General features: G+C 72.7%; 19 protein-coding genes. 13 read left to right on the top strand and 6 right to left on the bottom strand.

Translation table 11 applies throughout. The features are described 5' to 3' along the window. The first annotated feature begins 247 nt into the window (after positions 1-247). Positions 248-2,632 carry a phosphoketolase family protein gene (locus OG956_RS07020; protein ID WP_330337069.1) on the top strand — a complete coding sequence of 795 codons (2,385 nt, stop codon included), beginning with the start codon at positions 248-250 and terminating at the stop codon, positions 2,630-2,632. A gap of 89 nt (positions 2,633-2,721) precedes the next feature. Here the strand turns inward: OG956_RS07020 and OG956_RS07015 are convergent, their stop codons facing one another. Then, positions 2,722-3,108: a ribonuclease domain-containing protein gene (locus OG956_RS07015; RefSeq protein ID WP_330337068.1), complete on the bottom strand. Its 387-nt coding sequence runs from the start codon at positions 3,106-3,108 to the stop codon at positions 2,722-2,724. A gap of 226 nt (positions 3,109-3,334) precedes the next feature. Here OG956_RS07015 and OG956_RS07010 point away from each other — a divergent pair, with 226 nt between their 5' ends. Continuing rightward, positions 3,335-4,519 carry a cytochrome P450 family protein gene (locus OG956_RS07010; protein ID WP_330337067.1) on the top strand — a complete coding sequence of 395 codons (1,185 nt, stop codon included), beginning with the start codon at positions 3,335-3,337 and terminating at the stop codon, positions 4,517-4,519. Positions 4,520-4,606: 87 nt separating this feature from the next. On the opposite strand, the gene OG956_RS07005 is transcribed toward OG956_RS07010, so the two are convergent. Next, on the bottom strand, positions 4,607-5,629 hold the full coding sequence (locus tag OG956_RS07005; protein WP_330337066.1) for a Gfo/Idh/MocA family protein: 1,023 nt from the start codon (positions 5,627-5,629) through the stop codon (positions 4,607-4,609). Between the two features lie 129 nt (positions 5,630-5,758). Here OG956_RS07005 and OG956_RS07000 point away from each other — a divergent pair, with 129 nt between their 5' ends. The 8 genes from OG956_RS07000 to OG956_RS06965 all read left to right on the top strand — a co-directional run bounded on the left by OG956_RS07000 (position 5,759) and on the right by OG956_RS06965 (position 16,525). After that, the gene (locus tag OG956_RS07000; protein ID WP_330342764.1) at positions 5,759-6,496 is read left to right on the top strand and encodes a GntR family transcriptional regulator; all 738 of its coding nucleotides are present in this window, start codon (positions 5,759-5,761) and stop codon (positions 6,494-6,496) included. Positions 6,497-6,672: 176 nt separating this feature from the next. Beyond that, on the top strand, positions 6,673-7,677 hold the full coding sequence (locus tag OG956_RS06995) for a sugar ABC transporter substrate-binding protein (protein WP_330337065.1): 1,005 nt from the start codon (positions 6,673-6,675) through the stop codon (positions 7,675-7,677). Further along, positions 7,674-8,735: an ABC transporter permease gene (locus OG956_RS06990; RefSeq protein WP_330337064.1), complete on the top strand. Its 1,062-nt coding sequence runs from the start codon at positions 7,674-7,676 to the stop codon at positions 8,733-8,735. Before OG956_RS06995 ends, OG956_RS06990 begins: the two co-directional genes overlap by 4 nt. Continuing rightward, positions 8,732-9,502 (top strand): ATP-binding cassette domain-containing protein, encoded by a 771-nt coding sequence (locus OG956_RS06985; protein ID WP_330337063.1) that lies wholly within the window; start codon positions 8,732-8,734, stop codon positions 9,500-9,502. The genes OG956_RS06990 and OG956_RS06985 overlap by 4 nt, the downstream gene beginning before the upstream one ends. A gap of 117 nt (positions 9,503-9,619) precedes the next feature. Beyond that, positions 9,620-10,765, top strand: coding sequence for an ROK family glucokinase (locus tag OG956_RS06980; RefSeq protein ID WP_330337062.1), 1,146 nt, complete (start codon positions 9,620-9,622; stop codon positions 10,763-10,765). Then, positions 10,762-11,340, top strand: coding sequence for a sugar kinase (locus OG956_RS06975; protein ID WP_330337061.1), 579 nt, complete (start codon positions 10,762-10,764; stop codon positions 11,338-11,340). Before OG956_RS06980 ends, OG956_RS06975 begins: the two co-directional genes overlap by 4 nt. Positions 11,341-11,438: 98 nt before the next feature. After that, positions 11,439-14,282, top strand: a complete 2,844-nt coding sequence (locus tag OG956_RS06970) for a DEAD/DEAH box helicase (protein WP_330337060.1) — start codon at positions 11,439-11,441, stop codon at positions 14,280-14,282. Further along, positions 14,279-16,525 carry an SWIM zinc finger family protein gene (locus tag OG956_RS06965; RefSeq protein WP_330337059.1) on the top strand — a complete coding sequence of 749 codons (2,247 nt, stop codon included), beginning with the start codon at positions 14,279-14,281 and terminating at the stop codon, positions 16,523-16,525. The genes OG956_RS06970 and OG956_RS06965 overlap by 4 nt, the downstream gene beginning before the upstream one ends. A 100-nt stretch (positions 16,526-16,625) precedes the next feature. Here OG956_RS06965 and OG956_RS06960 read toward each other — a convergent pair whose 3' ends face one another. Further along, complete coding sequence (locus tag OG956_RS06960) at positions 16,626-17,150, bottom strand: transglycosylase SLT domain-containing protein (RefSeq protein ID WP_330337058.1); 525 nt, start codon at positions 17,148-17,150, stop codon at positions 16,626-16,628. Between the two features lie 616 nt (positions 17,151-17,766). On the opposite strand from OG956_RS06960, the gene OG956_RS06955 reads away from it, so the two are divergent. Then, entirely contained in the window at positions 17,767-20,292 is a 2,526-nt protein-coding gene (locus OG956_RS06955) for an MFS transporter (protein ID WP_443065539.1), read from the top strand. Between the two features lie 395 nt (positions 20,293-20,687). Here OG956_RS06955 and OG956_RS06950 read toward each other — a convergent pair whose 3' ends face one another. Beyond that, positions 20,688-21,044 carry a hypothetical protein gene (locus OG956_RS06950; RefSeq protein ID WP_330337056.1) on the bottom strand — a complete coding sequence of 119 codons (357 nt, stop codon included), beginning with the start codon at positions 21,042-21,044 and terminating at the stop codon, positions 20,688-20,690. Positions 21,045-21,423: 379 nt separating this feature from the next. Here OG956_RS06950 and OG956_RS06945 point away from each other — a divergent pair, with 379 nt between their 5' ends. After that, a complete protein-coding gene (locus OG956_RS06945) occupies positions 21,424-21,867 on the top strand; it encodes a DUF7144 family membrane protein (protein ID WP_330337055.1) in 444 nt (147 codons plus the stop codon). Positions 21,868-22,072: 205 nt separating this feature from the next. Here OG956_RS06945 and OG956_RS06940 read toward each other — a convergent pair whose 3' ends face one another. Next, positions 22,073-22,477: a VOC family protein gene (locus OG956_RS06940; RefSeq protein WP_330337054.1), complete on the bottom strand. Its 405-nt coding sequence runs from the start codon at positions 22,475-22,477 to the stop codon at positions 22,073-22,075. 351 nt (positions 22,478-22,828) lie between these two features. On the opposite strand from OG956_RS06940, the gene OG956_RS06935 reads away from it, so the two are divergent. Then, entirely contained in the window at positions 22,829-23,437 is a 609-nt protein-coding gene (locus OG956_RS06935; protein ID WP_330337053.1) for a hypothetical protein, read from the top strand. Between the two features lie 54 nt (positions 23,438-23,491). Here the strand turns inward: OG956_RS06935 and OG956_RS06930 are convergent, their stop codons facing one another. Further along, the gene (locus OG956_RS06930; RefSeq protein WP_330337052.1) at positions 23,492-23,773 is read right to left on the bottom strand and encodes a hypothetical protein; all 282 of its coding nucleotides are present in this window, start codon (positions 23,771-23,773) and stop codon (positions 23,492-23,494) included. Positions 23,774-23,776: the final 3 nt, after the last annotated feature.

The following is a 23,776-nucleotide window of genomic DNA, read 5'->3' as shown; positions in this document are numbered from 1 at the left end:
GCTGCGGCCGGGGGAGGGTCGCCGCCCTGCCCGTGCCCGGCGCCCAGAGGCCGTCGACGCGGTACGGGCCCCCGGCCGGCGCCGGCGCCGCGCGGCCCCGCACCCGATCCGGGCCGGACGGCACCGGATGCCGTCGGCGGGTGTGACCCGAACGGCCCTGTCGGGCACCCGGCGCTGCGGCGGAGGGTGGAGAGGGCAACCCCGCGCACGACACCCGACCGCTGCCCCGACACGGAAAGGAACCCCGATGTCCGCCGACACGCAGCAGGTGCCCGCACGGCTGGAGCAGGACGAGCTGAGGGCGCTGGACGCGCACTGGCGCGCGGCGAACTACCTGTCCGTCGGCCAGATCTACCTGATGGCCAACCCCCTGCTGACCGAGCCGCTGCGGCCCGAGCACGTCAAGCCGCGTCTGCTGGGCCACTGGGGCACCTCTCCGGGCCTGAACCTCGTGCACACCCACCTCAACCGGGTGATCAAGGCCCGCGGCCTGGAGGCGCTGTGCGTGTGGGGACCCGGCCACGGAGGCCCGGCCGTGCTGGCCAACTCCTGGCTGGAGGGCTCGTACACCGAGACGTACCCCGACATCACCCGGGACGCCGCCGGCATGGCCCGGCTGTTCAAGCAGTTCTCGTTCCCCGGCGGGGTGCCCAGCCATGTCGCTCCGGAGACGCCGGGCTCGATCCACGAGGGCGGCGAGCTGGGCTACGCGCTCTCCCACGCCTACGGCGCCGCCCTGGACAACCCCGGCCTGCTGGTGGCCTGCGTGATCGGCGACGGGGAGGCCGAGACGGGGCCGCTGGCCGCCTCCTGGCACTCGAACAAGTTCCTCGATCCGGTCCGCGACGGCGCGGTGCTGCCGATCCTGCACCTGAACGGCTACAAGATCGCCAACCCGGCCGTGCTGGCCCGGATCCCGGAGGGCGAACTCGACGACCTGCTGCGCGGCTACGGCCACGACCCCGTCCACGTCACCGGCGACGACCCCGCGGCCGTGCACCGGGCGATGGCGGGGGCGATGGACACCGCGCTGGACCGCATCGCGGCGATCCAGCGCGCCGCCCGGGAGGACGGCGCGACCGAGCGGCCGCGCTGGCCGGTGATCGTGCTGCGCACCCCGAAGGGCTGGACCGGCCCGGCCGAGGTCGACGGCCTGCCCGTGGAGGGCACCTGGCGCGCCCACCAGGTCCCGCTGGCCGCCGTCCGCGACAACCCCGAGCACCTGCGGCAGCTGGAGCAGTGGCTGCGCTCGTACCGGCCCGAGGAGCTGTTCGACGAGCACGGCGCCCCCCGCCCGGACGTGCTGGCCTGCGTCCCCGAGGGCAGGAGCCGGCTCGGCGCCACCCCGCACGCCAACGGAGGCCTGCTGCTGCGTGAACTGCCGCTGCCGCCGCTGGAGAAGTACGCCGTCGAGGTCGACAAGCCCGGCGCCACCCTGCACGAACCGACCCGGGTCCTCGGCGACATGCTCCAGGACGTCATGGCCGCCACCGCGGACCGGCGCGACTTCCGGCTCGTCGGCCCGGACGAGACGGCCTCCAACCGGCTTCAGGCGGTCTACGCGGCCAGCGGCAAGGCCTGGCAGGCGGGCACGCTGGACGTGGACGAGCACCTCGACCGGCACGGCCGGGTGATGGAGATCCTGTCCGAACACACCTGCCAGGGCTGGCTGGAGGGCTACCTCCTCACCGGCCGGCACGGGCTGTTCTCCTGCTACGAGGCGTTCGTGCACATCGTCGACTCGATGGTCAACCAGCACATCAAATGGCTGCGCACCACCCGCCGGCTGCCCTGGCGGGCCCCCATCGCCTCCCTCAACTACCTGCTGACCTCGCACGTGTGGCGCCAGGACCACAACGGCTTCTCCCACCAGGACCCGGGCTTCGTCGACCACATCCTCAACAAGAGCCCCGAGGCCGTGCGGGTCTACCTCCCGCCGGACGCCAACACGCTGCTGTCGGTCGCCGATCACGCCCTGCGCAGCAGGGACTACGTCAACGTGATCGTCGCCGGCAAGCAGCCCTGCTTCGACTGGTTGTCCATGGAGGAGGCGAAGGTCCACTGCGCGCGCGGGGCAGGCATCTGGGAGTGGGCCGGCACCGAGGACGGCACCCGGGAACCGGACGCCGTACTGGCCTGCGCGGGCGACGTCCCCACCCAGGAGGTGCTGGCCGCCGCCCAGCTGCTGCGCCGGCACCTGCCCGAGCTGGCGGTGCGGGTGGTGAACGTCGTCGACATCGCCCGGCTGCTGCCCGGTGAGGAACACCCGCACGGGATGAGCGACTTCGAGTACGACGGCCTGTTCACCGCCGGCAAGCCCGTGATCTTCGCCTACCACGGCTACCCGTGGCTGATCCACCGCCTGGCCTACCGCCGCAGCGGCCACAGGCACCTGCACGTGCGCGGCTACAAGGAGATCGGCACCACGACGACGCCGTTCGACATGGTGGTCCGCAACGACCTCGACCGCTACCGACTGGTCATGGACGTCATCGACCGCGTCCCCGGCCTGGCGGTCCGCGCCGCCGCCGTACGCCAGCGGATGGAGGACGCCCGCCAGCGGCACCACGTCTGGATCCGCGAGCACGGCATGGACCTGCCCGAGGTCGCCGACTGGACCTGGGACGGCTGAGCGCCGGTGAGCCGGCCGGCCCGGAACGCGGGTGCGCGTGCCCTGTCAGGGCACGCGCACGCGGGGTCGTCCTGTCGGGATGCCGGACCTCAGCAACCGAAGTCGATGAGGTCGAACGTGGCGTAGTGGTCGGAGGTGTAGTAGTCCTCCTGGTACTGCTCACCGGCGACGATGCGGCGCGCGCCGCGGGTGGAGGAGCCGGGCGTGATCACCGTGTACTCGTGGTAGTACCCGCTGGGCTCGCTCGGCAGGACGCCTTCGCGGTTGGAGAAGACGGTGCCGTCCTGCGAGTACGGGAAGGGGCCGCCCTGGTCGATCAGGTCCAGGGTGTCGTACGCCTGGGAGGGCAGGTCGCTGTAGCAGACGCTGCCGACCGCGGCGGACGCCGGGGTGGCGCCGACGGTGCCGCCGACGAGGAGAGCGGACAGGACGGCGGCTGCGGCGCCGACACGCGTGATGTGTGGGGGGAATCTCATGGCCTCATGATGACGCGCGTAGAAGGTGGCATGTCAATGACAATCATGGGGAGTTTTCCGGCACGTCCCATGAGTTCTCGGGGAGTTAACCGGGCACACGCCGTCTGCACGTTCGTGAGCGTGGATCGCGCTTCTCGGCCGTGGCGGGCACCAAGCCCGGGCGCCGTGCGTTGTCGTGGTACCGGGAGGAGCCCGGTGGGCCCCGGGGGCGTCCGGAAGGGGAGCGATGGACGGGCAACACGTGGTCGAACTGGGGGAGTTCGAGGAGGCGCTGCGCACGGATCCGCATCCGGTGTACGCCCGGCTCCGCGAGCAGGGCCCCGTGCACCGGGTCCGGCTGCCGGGCTGGCAGGACGCGTCCTGGCTGATCGTGGGGTACGCGGAGGCGCGGGCGGCCCTCGCCGACACCCGGCTGGCCAAGGACGCGAGCAGGATCGGCGTGACCGTGATGGACCAGGAGATGATCGGCCGGCATCTGCTGGCCACCGATCCGCCCCAGCACACCCGGCTGCGCGGTCTGGTCGCGCGGGCGTTCACGATGCGCCGGGTGGAGCAACTGCGCCCGCGCGTCCAGCAGATCACCGACGAACTGCTGGACGAGATGCTCCCGGCCGGCCGCGCCGACCTCATCGCCTCGCTCGCCTACCCGCTGCCCATCACCGTCATCTGCGAACTCCTCGGCGTCCCCGGCATGGACCGCGAGGAGTTCCGCAAGACGTCCACGGAGGTGGTCGCCCCGACCACCGAGCAGACGGGGTACGAGGCGGTCGTCCGCCTCGGCGCGTACCTCACCGAGCTGATCGAGGACAAGCGCGCCTCCGGCCCCACCGGCGACCTGCTCAGCGATCTGATCCGCACCACCGCCGAGGACGGCGACCGGCTCTCTGCGCAGGAGCTGCGCGGCATGGCCTTCCTGCTGCTGGTCGCGGGCCACGAGACCACCGTCAACCTCATCGGCAACGGCGTCCACGCCCTGCTCACCCACCCCGGCCAACTCGCCGCGCTCCGCGCCGACATGAGCCTCCTGGACGGCGCCGTCGAGGAGATGCTGCGCTACGAGGGCCCGGTGCACAGCGCCACCTACCGGTTCGCCGCCGAGCCGCTGGAGGTCGGCGGAGCGGCCATCGAGCAGGGAGACCATGTCGTGATCGGCCTCGCCGCCGCCGGACGGGACGGCGCGCGCTACGCCGAACCCGACCGCTTCGACATCCGCCGCGACACCCGCGGCCACCTCGGCTTCGGCCACGGCATCCACTACTGCCTGGGCGCACCCCTGGCCCGCCTGGAGGGCCGCACGGCCATCGGCACCCTCCTGCGCCGCGCCCCCGCCCTCGCCCTCGACGGCCCGCCCGGCGAATGGCTCCCCGGCCTGCTGATGAGAGGCGTCCGCACCCTGCCGGTGCGCTGGTAGGCCGACGGTCCGGGCGCACCGGCGGATGACCTCACCGGTCAGCCGCCAGACACCCACCCGGTCGGCGGCCGGCCCCGCGGGAGCCGGTCAGCCGCCGGCCGTCCGTGTCCCGTCCGGGATCTCCGCCAGGGCCACCGGGCGCCGCTCCCGGCGGGAGATCTCGCAGGCCTCCGCCACGCGGAGCGCCTGAAGGGCCTCGTGGCCGTCGCACGGGTTGGGGCGCTCGCCGCGGATCACGTCCACGAAGGCGTTCAGTTCGGCCTCGTACGCGGGGCCGAACCGCTCCAGGAAGCCCGGCCACGGCTTGTCCGCGGGCGGTGGCCCGGTCGGCTCGGTGGACGCCAGCGGCGTACGGTCGTCCAGGCCCACCACGACCGTGTCCCGCTCCCCGGCCAGCTCCATGCGCACGTCGTACCCGGCGCCGTTCAGCCGGGTCGCCGTGGCCGTGGCGAGTGTGCCGTCGTCCAGCGTGAGCAGCGCCGCGCCCGTGTCGACGTCCCCGGCCTCGCGGAACATCGCGGGCCCGGCGTCCGACCCGGTGGCGTAGACGTCGGTCACCTCACGGCCCGTCACCCACCGCAGCACGTCGAAGTCGTGGATCAGCGTGTCCCGGAACAGCCCGCCGGACAGCGGCAGCCACTCTGGCGGGGGAGGGGACTGGTCGCACGTCAGCGCGCGCACGGTGTGCAGCCGGCCAAGCCGTCCCGAGCGCACGGCCTCGCGGGCGCCGGCGTATCCCGCGTCGAAACGCCGCTGGAACCCCATCTGCAGGATCGTTCCCGCCGCCTCGACCTCGGCGATCGCCTGCAGCGTGCCCGGCAGGTCGAGCGCGATCGGCTTCTCGCAGAACACCGGCAGGCCCGACCGTGCCGCCCGGCCGATCAGCTCGGCGTGGGCCGACGTGGCCGTCGTGATCACCACGGCGTCCACGCCCCAGGTGAAGATCTCGTCCACCCCCGGCGCCGCCGTCTCGCCCAGCCGGTGCGCCAGGCCCTGCGCCCGTGCGGGATCCGCGTCCGTCAGGATCAGCGATCCGACGTCGCGGTGCCGGCTGAGCGTTCTCGCGTGAAGGGTGCCGATGCGGCCCGTACCGATGACCCCGATGCGCATGGAAACAAAGTGCGGTCGGACCCCGTACCCTGTCAATGCGTATGTCCGGACAATCGGACTTCACGACTTCCCGTCAACCGGCCACGGGGCTACGCTCGGGCCGTGCCGAAACCAGATGTGGACCCCACCGTGTCGCTCGACCTCCATGTGGACCGTAGCTCCCCGGTGCCGCTGTACTTCCAGCTCTCCCAGCAGCTGGAGGCGGCCATCGAGCACGGCGCCCTCACTCCGGGCAGCCTGCTCGGCAACGAGATCGAGCTGGCCGCACGGCTCGGCCTGTCCCGGCCGACCGTCCGCCAGGCGATCCAGTCCCTGGTCGACAAGGGTCTCCTGGTGCGCCGCCGAGGCGTCGGCACGCAGGTGGTGCACAGCCAGGTCAAGCGCCCGCTGGAGCTGAGCAGCCTCTACGACGACCTGGAGGCGGCCGGTCAGCGTCCCGCGACCAAGGTGCTGGTCAACACCCTCGTGCCGGCCTCCGCCGCGGTCGCCGCCGCGCTCGGCGTGCCCGAGGGCGGCGAGGTGCACCGCGTCGAGCGGCTGCGCCTCGCGCACGGCGAGCCCATGGCGTACCTGATCAACCATCTCCCGACCGGCCTGCTCGAGATGGAGACCGACCAGCTGGAGGCCACCGGCCTGTACCGGCTGATGCGCTCCGCCGGGATCACCCTGCACAGCGCCCGCCAGTCCATCGGCGCCCGCGGCGCCACCGCCGCCGAGGCCGAGCGGCTCGCCGAGGCCGAGGGCGCGCCGCTGCTCACCATGCAGCGCACCACCTTCGACGACACCGGCCGGGCGGTCGAGTTCGGCGACCACGTCTACCGCCCCACGCGCTACTCCTTCGAGTTCCAGCTGCTCGTACGGTCCTGATCGCGGGCCCGGATTCGTCGCAATGTCCGGACAATCGAACGGGCCTCCGCTCCCCGCCGTGTCATGAGTGTGACCGGTGTTTGATACTGATGCATTTGGGGCCGCCGAGCTGATCGCCGGCCCTTGCGCACGTACGAACACAGCAAGACGGACACGGCAAGAAGGGGCATCGCCTCGTGGCACGGTTTCGGACCTGGGCAGTCATCGCGCTGACCGGGGCACTTTCGCTGTCTCTGGCAGCGTGCAGCAGCACCGGGGGCAAGCGGGCCGAGGACGCCCGCAAGGCCGCCGCGGCCCAGGGGAGGGCGGCGGTGAACACCCCGCGCTGGACCTTCGCGATGATCACCCACTCGGGAGACGGCGACACCTTCTGGGACATCGTGCAAAGCGGCGCCCGGCAGGCCGCCGTGAAGGACAACATCAACTTCCTCTACTCGCACGACGACCAGGCCCAGCAGCAGGCCCAGCTGGTGGACGCGGCGGTGGACAAGAAGGTCGACGGCATCATCGTCACGCTCGCCAAGCCCGACGCCATGAAGGCCGCCGTGGCCCGCGCCGAGAAGGCCGGCATCCCGGTCATCACAGTGAACTCCGGTTCGGAGGAGTCCAAGGCCTTCGGCGCCCTCGCCCACATCGGGCAGGACGAGACGATCGCCGGCGAGGCCGTCGGCGAGGAGCTGGACAGGCGCGGGAGGAAGAAGGCCCTGTGCGTGCTGCACGAGCAGGGCAACGTCGGCCACGAGCAGCGCTGCGCCGGCGTCGCCAGGACCTTCCACGGCACGCTCCAGAAGCTCTACGTCAACGGCACGAACATGCCCGACGTCCAGTCCGCCGTCGAGGCCAAGCTCCAGGCCGACCACTCCGTCGACGCCGTCGTCACCCTCGGCGCCCCCTACGCCGACACCGCCGTGAAGGCGAGGAACGACGCGGGCAGCAAGGCCGAGATCGACACCTTCGACCTCAACGCCCAGGTCGCCGCCGAGCTGAAGAACGGCACCCTCGGCTTCGCCGTGGACCAGCAGCCGTATCTCCAGGGCTACGAGGCGGTCGACCTGCTGTGGGCCTACAAGTACAACGGCGACGTCCTCGGCGGGGGCAGGCCGGTGCTGACCGGCCCGCAGATCGTCACCAGGGACCAGGCCGCCGCGCTGGCCGCGTACACCGAGCGGGGCACCCGATGAGCGCGACCGCCGAGAAGACGTCCGCGGAACCCCCGAAGACCGCTGACGAAAGGATTCTGCAGAGCTCGCCGCTGAAGAAGCTGCTCTCCCGGCCGGAACTGGGCTCGGTCGTCGGCGCGCTCGCCGTCTTCGTCTTCTTCGCCTTCGCCGCCGACGGCTTCCTCAACGCCTCCAGCCTCAGCACGGTCCTGTACGCCTCCTCGGCCATCGGCATCATGGCCGTACCGGTGGCGCTGCTGATGATCGGCGGCGAGTTCGACCTGTCGGCGGGCGTCCTGGTGACCTCCTCCGCGCTGGTCTCCTCGATGTCCAGCTACCAGATGACCGCGAACACCTGGGTGGGCGTGGGCGTCTCGCTCCTGGTCACCCTGGCCGTCGGCGCCTTCAACGGCTTCATGCTCACCCGCACGGGGCTGCCCAGCTTCATCATCACGCTCGGCACCTTCCTGATGCTGACCGGCATGAACCTCGGCTTCACCAAGCTGATCGACGGCACGGTGTCCACCAAGACCATCGGCGACATGGAGGGCTTCCCCTCCGCCCACGCCGTCTTCGCCTCGACGCTCACCGTCGGCGGCGTCGACGTCAAGGTCACCATCCTGTGGTGGCTGGGCCTGGTCGCCCTCGCCTCCTGGATCCTGCTGCGCACCCGGGCCGGCAACTGGATCTTCGCCGTCGGCGGCAACCAGGACGCGGCCCGCGCGGTCGGCGTCCCGGTCGCCAGGACCAAGATCGGCCTCTACATGGGCGTGGCCTTCGGCGCCTGGGTCTCCGGGCAGCACCTGCTGTTCTCCTACGACGCCGTCCAGTCCGGCGAGGGCGTCGGCAACGAGCTGATCTACATCATCGCCGCCGTCATCGGCGGCTGCCTGATCACCGGCGGCTACGGCAGCGCCATCGGCTCCGCCGTGGGCGCCCTCCTCTTCGGCATGACGAGCAAGGGCATCGTCTTCGCCGAGTGGAACCCCGACTGGTTCAAGTTCTTCCTGGGAGCGATGCTGCTCCTCGCGACCCTGCTCAACGCCTGGGTCAAGAAGCGCGCGGAGGCCGACGCATGACGCTCGTCCAGCTGACCGACGTCAGCAAGCACTACGGCACCGTCCGCGCCCTGGAGGGCGTCTCGCTGGAGGTCCACGCGGGCCGGATCACCTGCGTCCTCGGTGACAACGGGGCCGGCAAGTCCACCCTGATCAAGATCATCGCGGGCCTGCACCGGCACGACGGCGGAACCCTGCGCATCGAAGGGGAGGAGACCACCCTCACCTCCCCGCGCGACGCCCTGGACCGCGGCATCGCCACGGTCTACCAGGACCTGGCGGTGGTCCCCCTCATGCCGGTCTGGCGCAACTTCTTCCTGGGCTCCGAGCCCCGCAAGGGCACGGGCCCCTTCAAGCGCCTCGACACCGGCCTCATGCGCCGTACGACCCGCGAGGCGCTGCTGCGCATGGGCATCGACCTGCGGGACGTCGACCAGCCCATCGGCACCCTCTCCGGCGGTGAACGCCAGTGCGTGGCGATCGCCCGCGCCGTCCACTTCGGCGCCAAGGTCCTCGTCCTGGACGAACCGACGGCGGCACTGGGCGTGAAGCAGTCCGGTGTGGTCCTGAAATATGTGGCCGCGGCACGCGACCAGGGACTGGGTGTTGTCTTGATCACCCACAACCCGCATCACGCGTACCTGGTGGGAGACCGGTTCGTGCTGCTGCGCCGGGGCACGATGGTGGGAAATTGCACACGGGACGAGATCACGGTGGACGAGCTGACGCAACAGATGGCCGGGGGAGGCGACCTCGAGGCTCTGCGCCATGAACTGCAACGTGGTTGAGGGGCGCGGGGAACTGCGCGATCAACCACGACGGGCCCGCACCCGGCAACGATCGCGCACTCGCTCTCGTTGCCCCGCGCCGCACTCAGCGTGAGCGTGCGGCAGAATCGACGAACGATGAGCACCTACCGCGACCTCACCGCCCCCATCGGCTCCCGCCGGGCCCCCGTGCTCCGCACGGTCGGCACCAGGGAACGCCGCTCCCACCTGACCGCACCCCGGGTGCCGACGGTCGGCATCGACATCGGCGGCACCAAGGTCATGGCGGGCGTCGTGGACGCCGACGGCAACATCCTGGAGAAGCTCCGCACGGAGACCCCGGACAAGTCCAAGAGCCCCAAGGTCGTCGAGGACACCATCGTCGAACTGGTCCTGGACCTGTCCGACCGGCACGACGTGCACGCCGTCGGCATCGGCGCGGCCGGCTGGGTCGACGCCGACCGCAACCGCGTCCTGTTCGCGCCCCACCTGTCCTGGCGCAACGAACCGCTGCGCGACCGCATCGCCGGCCGCCTCGCGGTCCCGGTCCTGGTCGACAACGACGCCAACACCGCCGCCTGGGCGGAGTGGCGGTTCGGCGCGGGCCGCGGCGAGGACCACCTCGTCATGATCACACTCGGCACCGGCATCGGCGGCGCCATCCTGGAGGACGGCCAGGTCAAGCGGGGCAAGTACGGCGTCGCGGGTGAGTTCGGGCACATGCAGGTCGTGCCCGGCGGGCACCGCTGCCCGTGCGGCAACCGCGGCTGCTGGGAGCAGTACAGCTCCGGCAACGCGCTCGTCCGCGAGGCCAGGGAGCTGGCCGCGGCCGACTCGCCGGTGGCCTACGGGATCATCGAGCGCGTCAAGGGCAACATCCACGAGATCACCGGCCCGATGATCACCGAGCTGGCCCGCGAGGGCGACGCCATGTGCGTCGAGCTGCTGCAGGACATCGGCCAGTGGCTCGGCGTCGGCATCGCCAACCTCGCCGCCGCCCTCGACCCGTCCTGCTTCGTCATCGGCGGCGGGGTCTCGGCCGCCGACGACCTGCTCATCGGCCCGGCCCGGGACGCCTTCAAGCGCCACCTGACCGGCCGCGGCTACCGCCCCGAGGCCCGCATCACCCGCGCCCAGCTCGGCCCCGAGGCCGGCATGGTGGGCGCCGCCGACCTGGCCCGGCTGGTCGCCCGCCGGTTCCGCCGGGCCAAGCGCCGCCGGGTGGAGCGCTACGAACGCTACGAGCGGTACGCCCAGGCGCGCCGCGACCGGGACACCGCATGACCGCCGCCCTGCCCCGCCAGGCCGCGCCGGAAGAGCCGCGCCACCCCGCCGAGAACCCCGGGCACAAGGCCAGACGCCGCGCGCTCACCCTGCTGATCATCGTGCTGCTGATCGGCGTCCCGGCCGGCTACCTGGTGATCTCCGCGAACCAGAGCCGCAACAGCGGCAAGGACAAGGAGGCCAAGTACTCGGCGACCGGCCTGACCCCCGGCTGGCCGTCGAAGGTGCAGCGCCGCCTGTACCAGGTGGACGTCCCGCACCCCGCCGACTCCATCGCCTACTACGAGACCAACAACTGGAAGACCAGCCGCCTGTACGTGCAGTTCCGCACCAACGACGCCGGCCTGGACGCCTTCCTGCAGACCATGGGCACCCGCCGGGAGCAGCTGAAGAAGGGCGACATCGCCATCGGCGCCCGCGACCAGAAGGTCAGCGGCTGGCGCTTCACCGGCACCGGCCCCTGGTGGGGCCTGACGCACGCGCAGAAGAACCCGGCGCCCACCCAGGACGTGGTCGTGAACATGTCCGACCCGAACTACCCGATGGTCTACGTCGTCTCCCGCACGGTCCCGTGACCAGCGGGCCCCGGCCGCTGCCCGGGGCCGATTGTCAGACCCCGCCCGTAGAGTCGAAGACGTCTGATCCGGCACAGGGGCGGGAGGTGGCAGGACGTATGAGCACAGGCGGCACGGCAGCGCCGGCCGAGCGCACGGCGGGCTCCGGGCGGACCGGGGCTCCGGTTCCGGCGCGCCTGGCGTCCGTCTACCTCCCGGCGCCCCTCCCGCGCGAGGGCCGCGTCGCCTTCTGGGACCCCGGCGCCGGGCCCGTCGAGGGCGGCACCGACGAAATCACGGTCGTACGGCGGCATGGCGCCGCGGTGCGCCGCCGGCAGGTGCCCGCGCTGACCCTGCCGCTCGCCGAGGCCCTGCCCCTGCTGGTCCGGGCCCGCCGCGACCCGGCCGCCCATCCGGCCACGGCCTGCTGGGGCGCCGCCGCACTGCACGCGCTGCGCCTGGCCGCCCGCGGCCGCCTGCTGCCGGGCCTCACCCCGGCCGGACACGACGCCTGGCGGGCCGGCCCGCTGGAGCCGGAGGACATCGCCCATCTGCGCGCGATCGCCGCGGCCCTGCCCCCGGAGGGCCACGCCGTGCCGCTGGCGGGTCCCGGGCCGCTCCGGCTGCCCGAGCCGGAGGCCCTGATCCGCTCCTTCCTCGACGCGGTCGCCGACACCCTGCCCCGCACCCCGGCCGCCCCGCACACCGCAGGCCGCCCCTTCGCCGCCCGGGAGCCCGTCGCCCTGCCGCAGGCCCACGACTGGGCGGCCGAGGTCGCCGCCGGCATGGACGCCGGCGTGCGGATCTCCCTGCGCCTCGACCTGTCCGCGTACGACGTCTTCGACGCGGGCCAGAGCGACGGCACCCGTGCCGCCGGAGCCGCGATCGTGCAGGTGCACAGCCTCGCCGACCCCACCCTGGTGGCCGACGCGGCGGCCCTGTGGGCGGGGGAGGCCGACACGGCGTTCGGGCCCCGCGCGCGCGTGGACGCCGCCCTCGCGGTGCGGCGCGCGGCCCGGGTGTGGCCGCCCCTGGAGCGGCTCGCCGAGCAGGACGTGCCGGACGTCCTCGCCCTGTCCGAGGAGGAGCTGGGGGAGCTGCTCGGCGCCGGCGCCGCCCGCCTGGCCGCCGCCGGCGTCGCCGTGCACTGGCCGCGGGACCTCGCCCGGGACCTCACGGCCGCCGCCGTGGTCCGCCCGGCGCCCGGCTCGGCGACCGACGGCACCGGCTTCTTCGAGAGCGAGGACCTGCTGCAGTTCCGCTGGCAGCTGGCGCTCGGGGGGGACCCGCTCAGCGAGGCCGAGATGGACGCCCTCGCCGAGGCCCACCGCCCGGTCGTACGGCTCCGCGACCGCTGGGTGCTGGTCGACCCGGCCCTCGTACGCAAGGCCCGCAAGCGCGAACTGGGCCTGCTCGACCCGGTCGACGCGCTGTCCGTCGCCCTCACCGGCACCGCCGACGTCGACGGCGAGACCGTCGAGGCCGTGCCCGTCGGGGCGCTGGCCGCCCTCCGCGACCGGCTCACCGCGGGCCTGCGCCCGGCGGACCCGCCTCCGGGCCTGAACGCCACCCTCCGCGACTACCAGCTGCGCGGTCTCGCCTGGCTCGACCTCATGACCTCCCTCGGCCTCGGCGGCTGCCTCGCCGACGACATGGGCCTCGGGAAGACCGTCACCCTCATCGCCCTGCACCTCAAGCGCGCCCGCACCGAGCCGACCCTCGTGGTCTGCCCGGCCTCCCTGCTCGGCAACTGGCAGCGGGAGATCACCCGGTTCGCCCCCGGCGTCCCCGTCCGCCGCTTCCACGGCCCGGACCGCACCCTGGAGGGCGTCGACGGCGGCTTCGTCCTCACCACCTACGGCACCATGCGGTCGGCGGCCGCCCAGCTCGCCGACCGCCCCTGGGGCATGGTCGTCGCCGACGAGGCCCAGCACGTGAAGAACCCGTACTCCGCCACGGCCAAGGCGCTGCGCACCATCCCCGCCCCCGCGCGCGTGGCGCTCACCGGCACCCCGGTGGAGAACAACCTCTCCGAGCTGTGGGCCCTGCTCGACTGGACCACCCCCGGGCTCCTCGGCCCCCTCAAGTCGTTCCGCGCCCGGCACGCGCGAGCGGTGGAGAACGGCGAGGACACGGAGGCGGTCGAGCGCCTGGCCCGCCTGGTCCGTCCCTTCCTGCTGCGCCGCAAGAAGTCCGACCCCGGCATCGTCCCCGAGCTGCCCCCGAAGACCGAGACGGACCACCCCGTCCCCCTCACCCGCGAGCAGGCCGCGCTGTACGAGGCGGTGGTGCGCGAGTCGATGCTGGCCATCGAGACCGCCGAGGGCATGGCGCGGCGCGGCCTGGTGCTGAAGCTGCTGGGCGCGCTGAAGCAGATCTGCGACCATCCGGCGCTGTATCTGAAGGAGGACGCGCACCGGGACCGCCTGGTCCACCGCTCCGGCAAACTCGCCCTGCTCGACGAGCTGCTGGACACGCTGCTCGCCGAGGACGGCTCGGCGCTCGTCTTCACCCAGTACGTCGGCATGGCCCGGCTCATCACCGCCCACCTGTCCGCCCGCGCGGTCCCGGTCGACCTGCTGCACGGCGGCACGCCGGTGCCGGAGCGCGAGCGCATGGTCGACCGCTTCCAGAGCGGTGAGACGCCGGTCCTCGTCCTGTCCCTGAAGGCGGCGGGCACCGGCCTGAACCTCACCCGCGCGGGCCATGTCATCCACTTCGACCGCTGGTGGAACCCGGCGGTGGAGGAGCAGGCCACCGACCGTGCGTACCGCATCGGCCAGACCCAGCCCGTCCAGGTCCACCGTCTGGTCACCGAGGGCACGGTGGAGGACCGCATCGCCGAGATGCTCACCGCCAAGCGGGCCCTGGCCGACGCCGTCCTCGGCTCCGGCGAGGCGGCCCTCACCGAGCTCACCGACCGCGAGCTGTCCGACCTCGTCTCACTGAGGAGGCCGTCGTGACCCCCGAGGACGAAAGCCCCGCAGCCGCCGCCCGCCGCGCCTTGCGCACCGCCCGAGAGCGGGCGAGGGCCGAGCGTGAGGGCGGGGAGCGGGCGCCGGCCGAGCGCGCGGAGGGGGAGCGGGGGCCGGCCGCGCGACGGGAGAGGGGCGAAGACGCGTCGGTTGTGCGTCCGGCCGCCCCCGGCGCGAACGGCACCTTCGGGAACGGCACCCGCGGGAACGGCACCTTCGACCAGGACCCACCCCGGACCGGCCCGGCGGGGGAGAAGGACGCAGCGGAGACGGACGAGGCCGAGACCGGTGCGGCGGGGACGGGCGGCACACCCGAGACCCGCGCAGCCGGGACCGGCACGCCCGAGCCCGGAGCGGCCAGGCCGCAGGCCCGGCCCGCCGATGTCGCCAGGGAAGCGCTGCGTGCGGCCCGGCGGCAGGCGGCGGGCGCCGAGGGAGAGGACGCCGCTCGTGGGCGGACGGGGGCGGCGGGGCCGCGCGCATGGCGCGGGGCCCGAGCGGCGGCGGGTGGCTCCGACCGCCGCTCGTCGGCGCGTGCCACCCCGGGCTCCGAACCGGGCTCGGCCGCGCGGGCCGCCCGGCTCAAGGCCGTCCAGGACATGCGGCGCTACCTGGAGACCGCCTTCCGGATGCCGGCGTGGTCCGACACGGAGGAGGACCACCCGGAGACCGCCGACACCACCGGCACCACCGGCACGCCCGACCTGGGACCCGCGAAGGCGTCCCCACCGGGCCCACGGACCCCCGGAACCGTCTCCGCCGGGCCGGACCCCACACCCGCCGAGCGGACGTCCCCGCGCACCGGCCCGGATCCCACCACCCCGCACACCACGAACCCAGACCCAGACCCGGCCCAAGGCCGAGAGACAGACCCGCACCCAGAATCGACTCGCCACCCCGCCACCCCCCTCCACAACCCACCTGCCACCCCCGCCGCAGCACCCCCGCACCTGCCCACCACCATGGCGACCCCCCACCGTGACGGGGAACTGCGCCGTACCTTCCCGGAGTTCGGGCCACGGGAGGCCACCGCTGAGGGTGCGCCGTTCGCGGGCACCTGGTGGGGGAACGCCTGGGTGGACGCGTTGGAGCAGGGGGCGCTGGATCCCAAGAGGCTGGCGAGAGGCCGGGGTTACGCCGACCAGGGGCACGTCGACGCGATCACCGTCACCCCGGGGCTCGTGCTGGCGTACGTCCGCGGGAGCCGTCCGCGCCCCTACCGCGTACAGGTGCGGGTCCGCACGCTGGACGACGAGGACTGGGCGCGCTTCCTGGACGCGGCCGCCGACCGGCCGGGCCACATCGCCGCGCTGCTCGACAAGGAGCTGCCCCAGTCCCTCGCCGACTGCGGTGTGCCGCTGCTGCCCGGCCCCGGCGATCTCGTACCGCGGTGCAGCTGCCCCGACTCCGGACACCCCTGCAAGCACGCGGCCGCGCTCTGCTACCAGACGGCGCGGCTGCTCGACGCCGACCCGTTCGTGCTGCTCCTGCTGCGCGGCCGGGGTGAGCGGAGCCTGCTCGACGCGCTGTCCCGGCGCAGCGCCGCCCGCGCGGCCCGCGCCGCCCGGGACCGGCAGCCGGAGACCCTGCCCGGCGTACGCGCCAGCGAGGCCCTCGCCCCGCGCGAACTGCCGCCGGTGCCGCCGCCGTTGCCGGTGCCGCCGCACCCCGAGCAGCCGCCGGTGTATCCGGCGGCGCCCGGCGGCCCGGACCCCTTCGCGCTGGACCAGTTGGCGACCGACGCCGCCGCCCGCGCCCACGCGCTGCTCACCACCGGACGCGACCCGGTGGGGGAGCTGACCCTGTGGCAGGACGCGGTGCGCCTGGCCGCGGCCCGCCCCGGCTCCGGGCTCACCGCCGCCACCCGCGCGCTCTACGCCGCGCTGGCCGCGGCCGTGGGGCGCAGCCCGGCCGACCTCGCGCGGGCCGTCGCGGCCTGGCGGCAGGGCGGCCCCGACGGGCTGGCCGCCCTGGAGGAGCCGTGGGATCCGCCGGCCGGCCGCTTCGACCGGGCCCGCCCGCTGCTGCTCGCCGCCGACCTCCCGGCGTTCCGCCCCTGGCGCAACCGCCTGACCCATCCGCGCGGCCACGTCCAGCTCCGCCTCGGCCGTGACGGCCTGTGGTACGCCTACGAGTCGGAGCCCGGCCGGGACGACTGGTGGCCCCGGGGCACCCCCGACCTGGACCCGGTGGGCGCGCTCACCGGCCTCGGCACACCGGACGACGTATGACGGCCCGCGGCACGACGAGGCCGGTGCCGGCAGCGGTGGTCGCTGCCGGCACCGGCCTCGCGGTGCTGGGGTGCCCGGCTCAGCAGGCGCAGTACCCGGCTCAGTAGGCCGAGTTGACGTTGTCGATGGAGCCGTAGCGGTGGGCGGCGTAGTTGGCCGCGGCGGTGATGTTGGCCACCGGGTCGGTGATGCTGTTGGCGGTGCCGGACACGTGGTAGGCGTGGAAGGTCGGGTCGATGACCTGCAGCAGGCCCTTGGAGGGGGTGCCCTGCTTGGCGTTGACGTCCCAGTTGTTCTGGGCGCCGGGGTTGCCGCCGGACTCGCGCATGATGTTGCGCTTCAGGCCCTCGTAACTGCCGGGGATGCCCTTGGCCTTCATGATGCTCAGCGACTTCTTGATCCAGGCGTCGAGGTTGCCGGTGCCGGCGGTCTGGCCCTTGGCGGCGGTGCCGGCGTCGTGCGAAGAGGCCGTGACCACCGTGTGGGCGGGCACCTGGTTCGCTTCGGCGGCCTGTGCGGTGGTCGGCATCAGGGTCAGGGCGGCGGCCGCCGCGCCGGTGGTGGTGATGCCGGTCAGGGCGAGCGTGCGCAGGCGGGCGATGCGGGTGCGGGTGGTCTTGGCCATGCGGAAGTAATCCTCCAGGGGAGACATCAGGGTGGTTGCCGTCGTGAGCGGGGCGGATCCGGCGGAGTGCCGTTCGTCCGGTCCCTCGCTCCCGGCGACGACAGCAATAGTTAGCGGCGGGCTGGGCGCCGCGCAATGATGTGACGTACTACGCAATTACGGAGTAATGTCCGAAATGAGCTCTTATAGAGCCATCTGTGCAGCTCAGCACAGTGCCGGTTCTACGACCTTCCTTAAGATGTGATCTGCCTCCTATGGGTGGCATCACACGCACACCCCCGTTTTCCGGGGTTCCGCGTCGCCGACGCGGGGGGAAACGGCGGCCTTCTGTTCGGCCGGCGTGGGCGCGGTGCGGGCGGCCGCCGGCGGCATCTACACTCAGTTGGTAGCCGCAAGCAACGGAACGTGAGTGATGGCCGTCCCACTCGTCCGCTGAAGCACCTGACGGCGACCTGGCCGCCCGCACGTACACCAGCCTCGGAGCCGGGCCGCGCCCGGCCGGCGAGGCGAGGCAAGGAGATCCGCACGCATGACCACGTCCGCATCCCCGGCCCGTGGGGGAACCGAAGCGATATCGGCACCGGCGCCGGCCGGCAGACTGACGCATCGCCAGATCATGACGATCCTCAGCGGCCTGATGCTGGGCATGTTCCTCGCGGCGCTCGACCAGACCATCGTCAGCACCTCGATCCGCACCATCGCCGACGATCTGCACGGCCTCAGCGCCCAGGCGTGGGTCACCACCGCGTACCTGATCACCTCGACGATCAGCACGCCGCTGTACGGAAAGCTCTCCGACCTCTACGGCCGCAAGCCCTTCTTCCTGGCGGCCATCACGATCTTCGTCGCCGGCTCGGCGGCCTGTTCGTTCGCCACCTCGATGACGGAGCTGTCCGCCTTCCGGGCCTTCCAGGGCATCGGCGCGGGCGGCCTGATGTCGCTGGCGCTGGCGATCATCGGTGACATCGTGCCGCCCCGCGAGCGCGCCCGGTACCAGGGCTACATGCTCGCGATGTTCGGCTCCTCCAGCGTGCTCGGCCCGCTGATCGGCGGTTTCCTCGCGGGCCGCAGCAGCATCCTGACCATCGCAGGCTGGCGCTGGGTGTTCCTGGTCAACGTGCCGGTCGGCATCATCGCGCTGTTCGTCGTCGCCAAGGTGCTGAACCTCCCGCACACCCGGCGCGAGCACCGCATCGACTGGTGGGGCGCGCTCACCATCGCCGTCGGCGTGGTGCCGCTGCTGCTCGTGGCCGAGCAGGGCCAGGACTGGGGCTGGACCTCCACCAGGGCCTACGTCTGCTACGGCGTCGGCGTGCTCGGCCTGCTGGTCTGGGTGCTCGTCGAGCGGGCCATGGGCGAGGAGGCCCTGATCCCGATGCGGCTGTTCCGCAGCGCGGTGTTCAGCAAGATGAGCCTGCTGTCCATCCTCATCGGCATGGGCATGTTCGGCGGGATGATGATGGTCCCGCTGTACCTGCAGATCGTGAAGGGCGTCAGCCCCACCAAGTCCGGCCTGCTGATGCTGCCGCTGATGGTCGGCATGATCGCCGGCACCATCGTGGTCGGCCGGATCATCCAGAAGACCGGTAGGTACAAGGTCTTCCCGGTCATCGGCACCCTGCTGATCATCGCCGCCATGCTGCTGTTCCACTACCGCGTGCAGTGGGACACCGCCCTCCCCGAGACCATGGCCTACATGGCGCTCTTCGGCATCGGCCTGAGCGGATGCATGCAGATCCTCACCCTGGCCGTGCAGAACGCCGTCGAGCCCAAGGACATGGGCGTGGCGACCGCGTCGGCCACCTTCTTCCGGCAGATGGGCGGCACCGCCGGTACGGCCGTCTTCCTCTCCGTGCTGTTCAGTACCGTCGGCGACAAGATCAGCTCGGCGTTCCGGGCCGCGTACAGGACGCCCGCGTTCCAGGCCGCGCTCCATGACCCGGCCGTACGGGCCAACCCCGCGAACAAGCCGGTGCTGGAGATGTTCCGGCACCCCGGCGCGGGCGGCGGCAGCGGCTCGGGCGTGCTCGACGACTCCTCGTTCATCCAGCGGCTCGACCCGCGCCTGGCGGAGCCGTTCAAGGTCGGCTTCACCGACTCCATGCAGCTGGTGTTCATCATCGCGGCGGCCGTGATGGTGCTGGGATTCCTGGTCGCCGTATGGACCAAGGAGGTGCCGCTGCGGAAGGTCTCCGGACTGGAGGCACGCGCCGCGGAGGAGGAGTCCACCGGCCCCGCCCCCGAGCCGACCGTCACCACGGCCGCCGCTACCACGCCCGCCGCCGCGGACTCCGCCGCTGCGAGCCCGGCCGGTGATGACGCCCAGCCCGTCGAGCCGGCCGGCGACCGCTTCGCGCCCGTCCAGAACCCCAGCCGCCACCGCGTCCACGGCCGCGTGCTGGACGGCACCGGCGCCCCCGTGCCGCAGGCCGTGATCACGCTGATCGACGTCGGCGGACGGCAGCTCGGCCGGGCGGTCAGCGGCGCGGACGGTGCCTACGCCCTGGACGTCACCGCACCGGGCACCTATGTGCTGATCGGCGCCGCCGGTTCCCGGCAGCCGCAGGCCGTGACGGTCCTCGTCGGTGACGAGCCGGCCGAGTGCGACCTCGCGCTGAGCGGCACCGTCGCCCTCACCGGGACGGTCCGCGACGCCGTCGAGGGGCAGCCGCTGGCGGGCGCCCTGCTGGTCGCCACCGACGTGCGCGGCGAGGTCGTGTCCTCCGGCACCTCGGCCGCCGACGGCGGCTTCGTCCTCGCCGACCTGGTCCCCGGCGGCTACACCCTCGTGGTGAACGCGCCCGGGCACCGCCCGGCCGCGCTCCCGGTCGAGGTCGCCCCGGGAGCCACCGACCCGTACGAGGTCGGCCTGGAGCCCGGCGCCCGCATCAACGGTGTCGTCAGCACCCCCGCAGGCCTCCCGCTCCACGACGCCAAGGTCACCCTGCTGGACTCGGCGGGCAACGTGGTCGGCTCCACCGTCACCGGCCCCGACGGCGCGTACGGGTTCACCGACCTGGACACCGGCGAGTACACCGTCATCGCCAGCGGCTACGCCCCGGTCGCCGCGTCGCTGCACCTGGACGGCAGCGGCGTCACCGACTTCGACCTGGAGCTGTCCCACGAGGAGCAGCCCCGCTAGGCCCAGTCGTCAAACTCCCTCCCCCAGCCTTCGGCCGGGGGCCCCCAGAGCACGCACCTACGGCATGCATCAGCTGCTCCGCAGCGGGCGCGAGGCCCGCCCTCCGGGCGGACGGCGGGAGTGTGACGACAGGACCCAGGAGCGACCGCGCCCCCAGCCCCGCCGGAACCGGCCGGCGGGGCTTTCGCCTGCGCAGGCCGCGACGGGGAGCCGGGCGGCCCCGGCCGCCTCTCCCGGCGCCGACTGCTCACGCACCCTCGCCGCCGGCAGTTCCGTGTTCTTCGACCACCCCGTGAGGCTCGCGCCGGCCTTGGGTCAGGCTCGCGCCAGGAAGCCGCCGCCTCACCCGGACGCTGCCCGCCTGAAGCGGTCGGTGCCGAGCACGGAGCCGGCCGTCACGCGGCCATGCTGAGCGCGGCGGCGCCGGCGATGGCGGCGTCGATGCGGGCGTGGATGACCAGGCTGGTACCGCTCTCGTCGGCCGCGGCCTCCAGCCGGTGGCGTGCCGGGGCGTTGTGGGTGGCCACGGACATCAGAAGCCCGAGGCGACTGCACAGACGCTGCACCCGGAGGATCACGCCGGCGATGGAGGCTCGGGCCGCCGGCTCGTCCAGCACGATGACGACGGAGGCCGGCCGAAAAGCCTGGATCAGGTCGCTGATCCTGGCCAGAAGCGATGCCCGTCCGCCGGCGCCGGGATCGTCGTGCACCGTGATGACGAGCACTCCTTGTTCGAACGCGTGAGAGAGCATGCCCTCCCTGGCCCCCTTGTCCCTGGCGGTCGGTTCGTCCAGCCGGGTACCCGGTGGGGACCCCGCCATACGGTCCGTGCCGCGGTGGACCGGTGCGGGGGTGCAGGGGGTGCCAGGAGTGCGTGGCGTGCCAGAGGTGCGTGACGTGCCAGGTGTACGTGACGTGCCAGGGGTGCTTGGCGTGCCTCGCGTGCAGGGGGTGCAGCATGGCGAGACTGCCGCCATCCGTCCGCAGAACCTGCTGTGCCGCCGCACACGGGAGTCCGTTCACCCGAACGGCCCCATCCTCCTGGCTGCACCGCCGTACATCGCGGAAGGTCAAAGGAGGTCAGGCGGACGACACCCACACCGCCCGCCCTGCGAGAAACGGAGCGCGACCATGACGGCACAGCCCCATTCCCGGACGTCCTCCGGCAGCTACGGACCCGCCCCCACCCGCAACAGCCCCTGGGCCACCGGCGGCGCCACCTTCGCCGGCGTCCTGCTGCTCCTCAACGGAGTCCTGGCCGTCTTCCAGGGGATCTCCGCGATCGCCAGGGACGACGTCTACGCCCGCATCGGCGACTACGTCTACAAGATCAACCTCACCGGCTGGGGGTGGATCCTGCTCGTCCTCGGCGTCATCGCCGCCTTCGCCGGCTGGGGCATCCTCACCGGCGCCGCATGGGCGCGCGTGGTCGGCATCGCGCTGGCGTCGCTGAGCCTGATCGCCCAGTTCCTGTTCCTGCCGTACGCGCCGGTGTGGTCGGTCATCATGATGGCCATCGACGTGTTCGTGATCTGGTCCCTGGCCGTCTACCAGCCGGAGTCCGCACGACGATGACAGGGGGGCCGGGCCGGTCCGCCACCGCGACCGGCCTCGCCCGACTCCTGCGCGACACCGCGCCCGTCACCGGCGGGGCGACGGGGCGAACGCGAACCGGACCGACCGCCGGGCAGAGCCGCACGGGAGGCGACCGAGCAGGCGACTCGCTCGGCACGCGGCGCCCATGCCCGGCGGGCGCTGGTCCACGCCTCCGGAACAGGCCCTAGTAGGACTGCAGTTCCACGAGCGTGCCGTCCGGCGTCCTCAGGTGCGCGGTTCGCAGGCCGGGATTCCACTCGGGGCGGTCCTGGGGCTCGGCGAGGACCGACGCGCCGTGACCGGTCAGGCGGCGCGCCGCGTCGTCGACGTCGTCGACGCGCAGGACCAGCATCGCGGCGTCCTGGGCGGGCGCGGCCGAGGGCAGGCCCTCCGTGCCGACAGCCTGGGCGATGGCCTTGCGCGCGTACAGGACCAGGACGGCTTCCGCGTCCAGGTCCCAGTTGGCGTAGCCGGCAGCGGGTACCACCTTGACGGGCTCGATGCCCAGCAGATCGCGCAGCCCTTCCGTCCAGAAGCGGGCCGCGGTGCCGAAGTCCTCGACGAGCAGCCGAGGGTACAGGGCATCCATGGGGCGGATCGTACGCATCACCGCCCGCGGCCGGCAGACCACCGCGAACGGCCTGCACGCAGGCCAGTCCGTCCCTGCGTGCAAACGACGCAGCTCGACGAATGCGTCGCCGCCCGCTCCCACCGCCGGGCGGCACGGGCGCGCGTGGCCTCGGCCGCTACCCTCTACGCCTGCACGCTGCTCCGGCCGGACACCGCCGCCCGGATCCACGACGCCCTGCCCGTCCGGGGCAGCCCTGCCGGCCTCGCCGCCGAAGCGCCCCGAACAGGAGCCGACATGAGTGACAGCATCGAGTGGCTTGGCGGCCACTGCTTCGAGAAACCGATGGGCGGTCCCGGTATGCGTGGCGGAGTGTCGCTGACCGCCGTGCGTGGTCTTCCGTCAGAGGACCTCCTGCGGCGCATGGGTGCGGGGGACGACCAGATCGGCGTACGTGCGCACTACCGTGACTTCGATCCGCTGTCCGTGGATGACCCGTGGACGCCCTGCATGTACGGCACGTCCGGTGAGTGGTCGTACGTCCTGGAGGACTCCGGGGTGTGCGCCTGGTATCAGCACTGGGCCGATGGCAGCAGTTCCGTGATGCCTCACGAGGGTGAGGAGTTCGTGTGCCTGTATGCGAATGCCGCGGTGCAGCCGTCGTGGTTGTTCTACGCGCCTGGTGAGGGTGGCCTTCTGCGGGCGGAGTTCCGGCACACCCTGACGGGTCCTGCTCCGGCCGGTGAGTCCGACAGGGCTCGCCGGCTCGACAGCAGGATGCGGAGCAACGGCGCCGTATGGCCGGACCCGGATGAGTTTCCCTCCCGTGAGGCATGGCGTGCTTTCGTGGAGCAGAGTTCCGCCGGACTTCACGCAGCCGTGTGGAGGTCGGTCGGCGAGCACACCGGTCTGAGGATTCCCCGGGACGCGGTCGAGTCGGGCGATCTTCCCGTGGCGCTGCTGCTGGATCCGTTCATGTGACATGCGAAGGGCGGCTGGTGGACCAGCCGCCCTCACTGTTTTCTCCCGTTCCAGTCAGTGGTCATCGGCGAATCCCGCGGAGAAGGCTGCCATGGACCCACTGTTCTGAGCGCCTGAGATGGACGGCCTTCCGCATACCTCCCTGAAGCTCGGCATCGTTCCGGGAAGGTTTCTCAGATGGATCGTTCCGTTGTCCGTCTGGGCGTATGTCTGCATGCACTCGGCGCCGGTGGAGACGGGGTTGAGTCCGTCGAGGCCGGCCGGCTGTCCTCCGCTGTTGTACGAGGCGTTGAAGGTGAACTCGTCGCAGTTCGGATCGTCGGTGCTGCTGTTCATGGC

This window comes from Streptomyces sp. NBC_00557 (assembly GCF_036345995.1).
Classification (GTDB): Bacteria; Actinomycetota; Actinomycetes; order Streptomycetales; family Streptomycetaceae; genus Streptomyces.
Note: the sequence above shows the minus strand (reverse complement) of the source record. Positions and strands in the feature narration are given on the sequence as shown.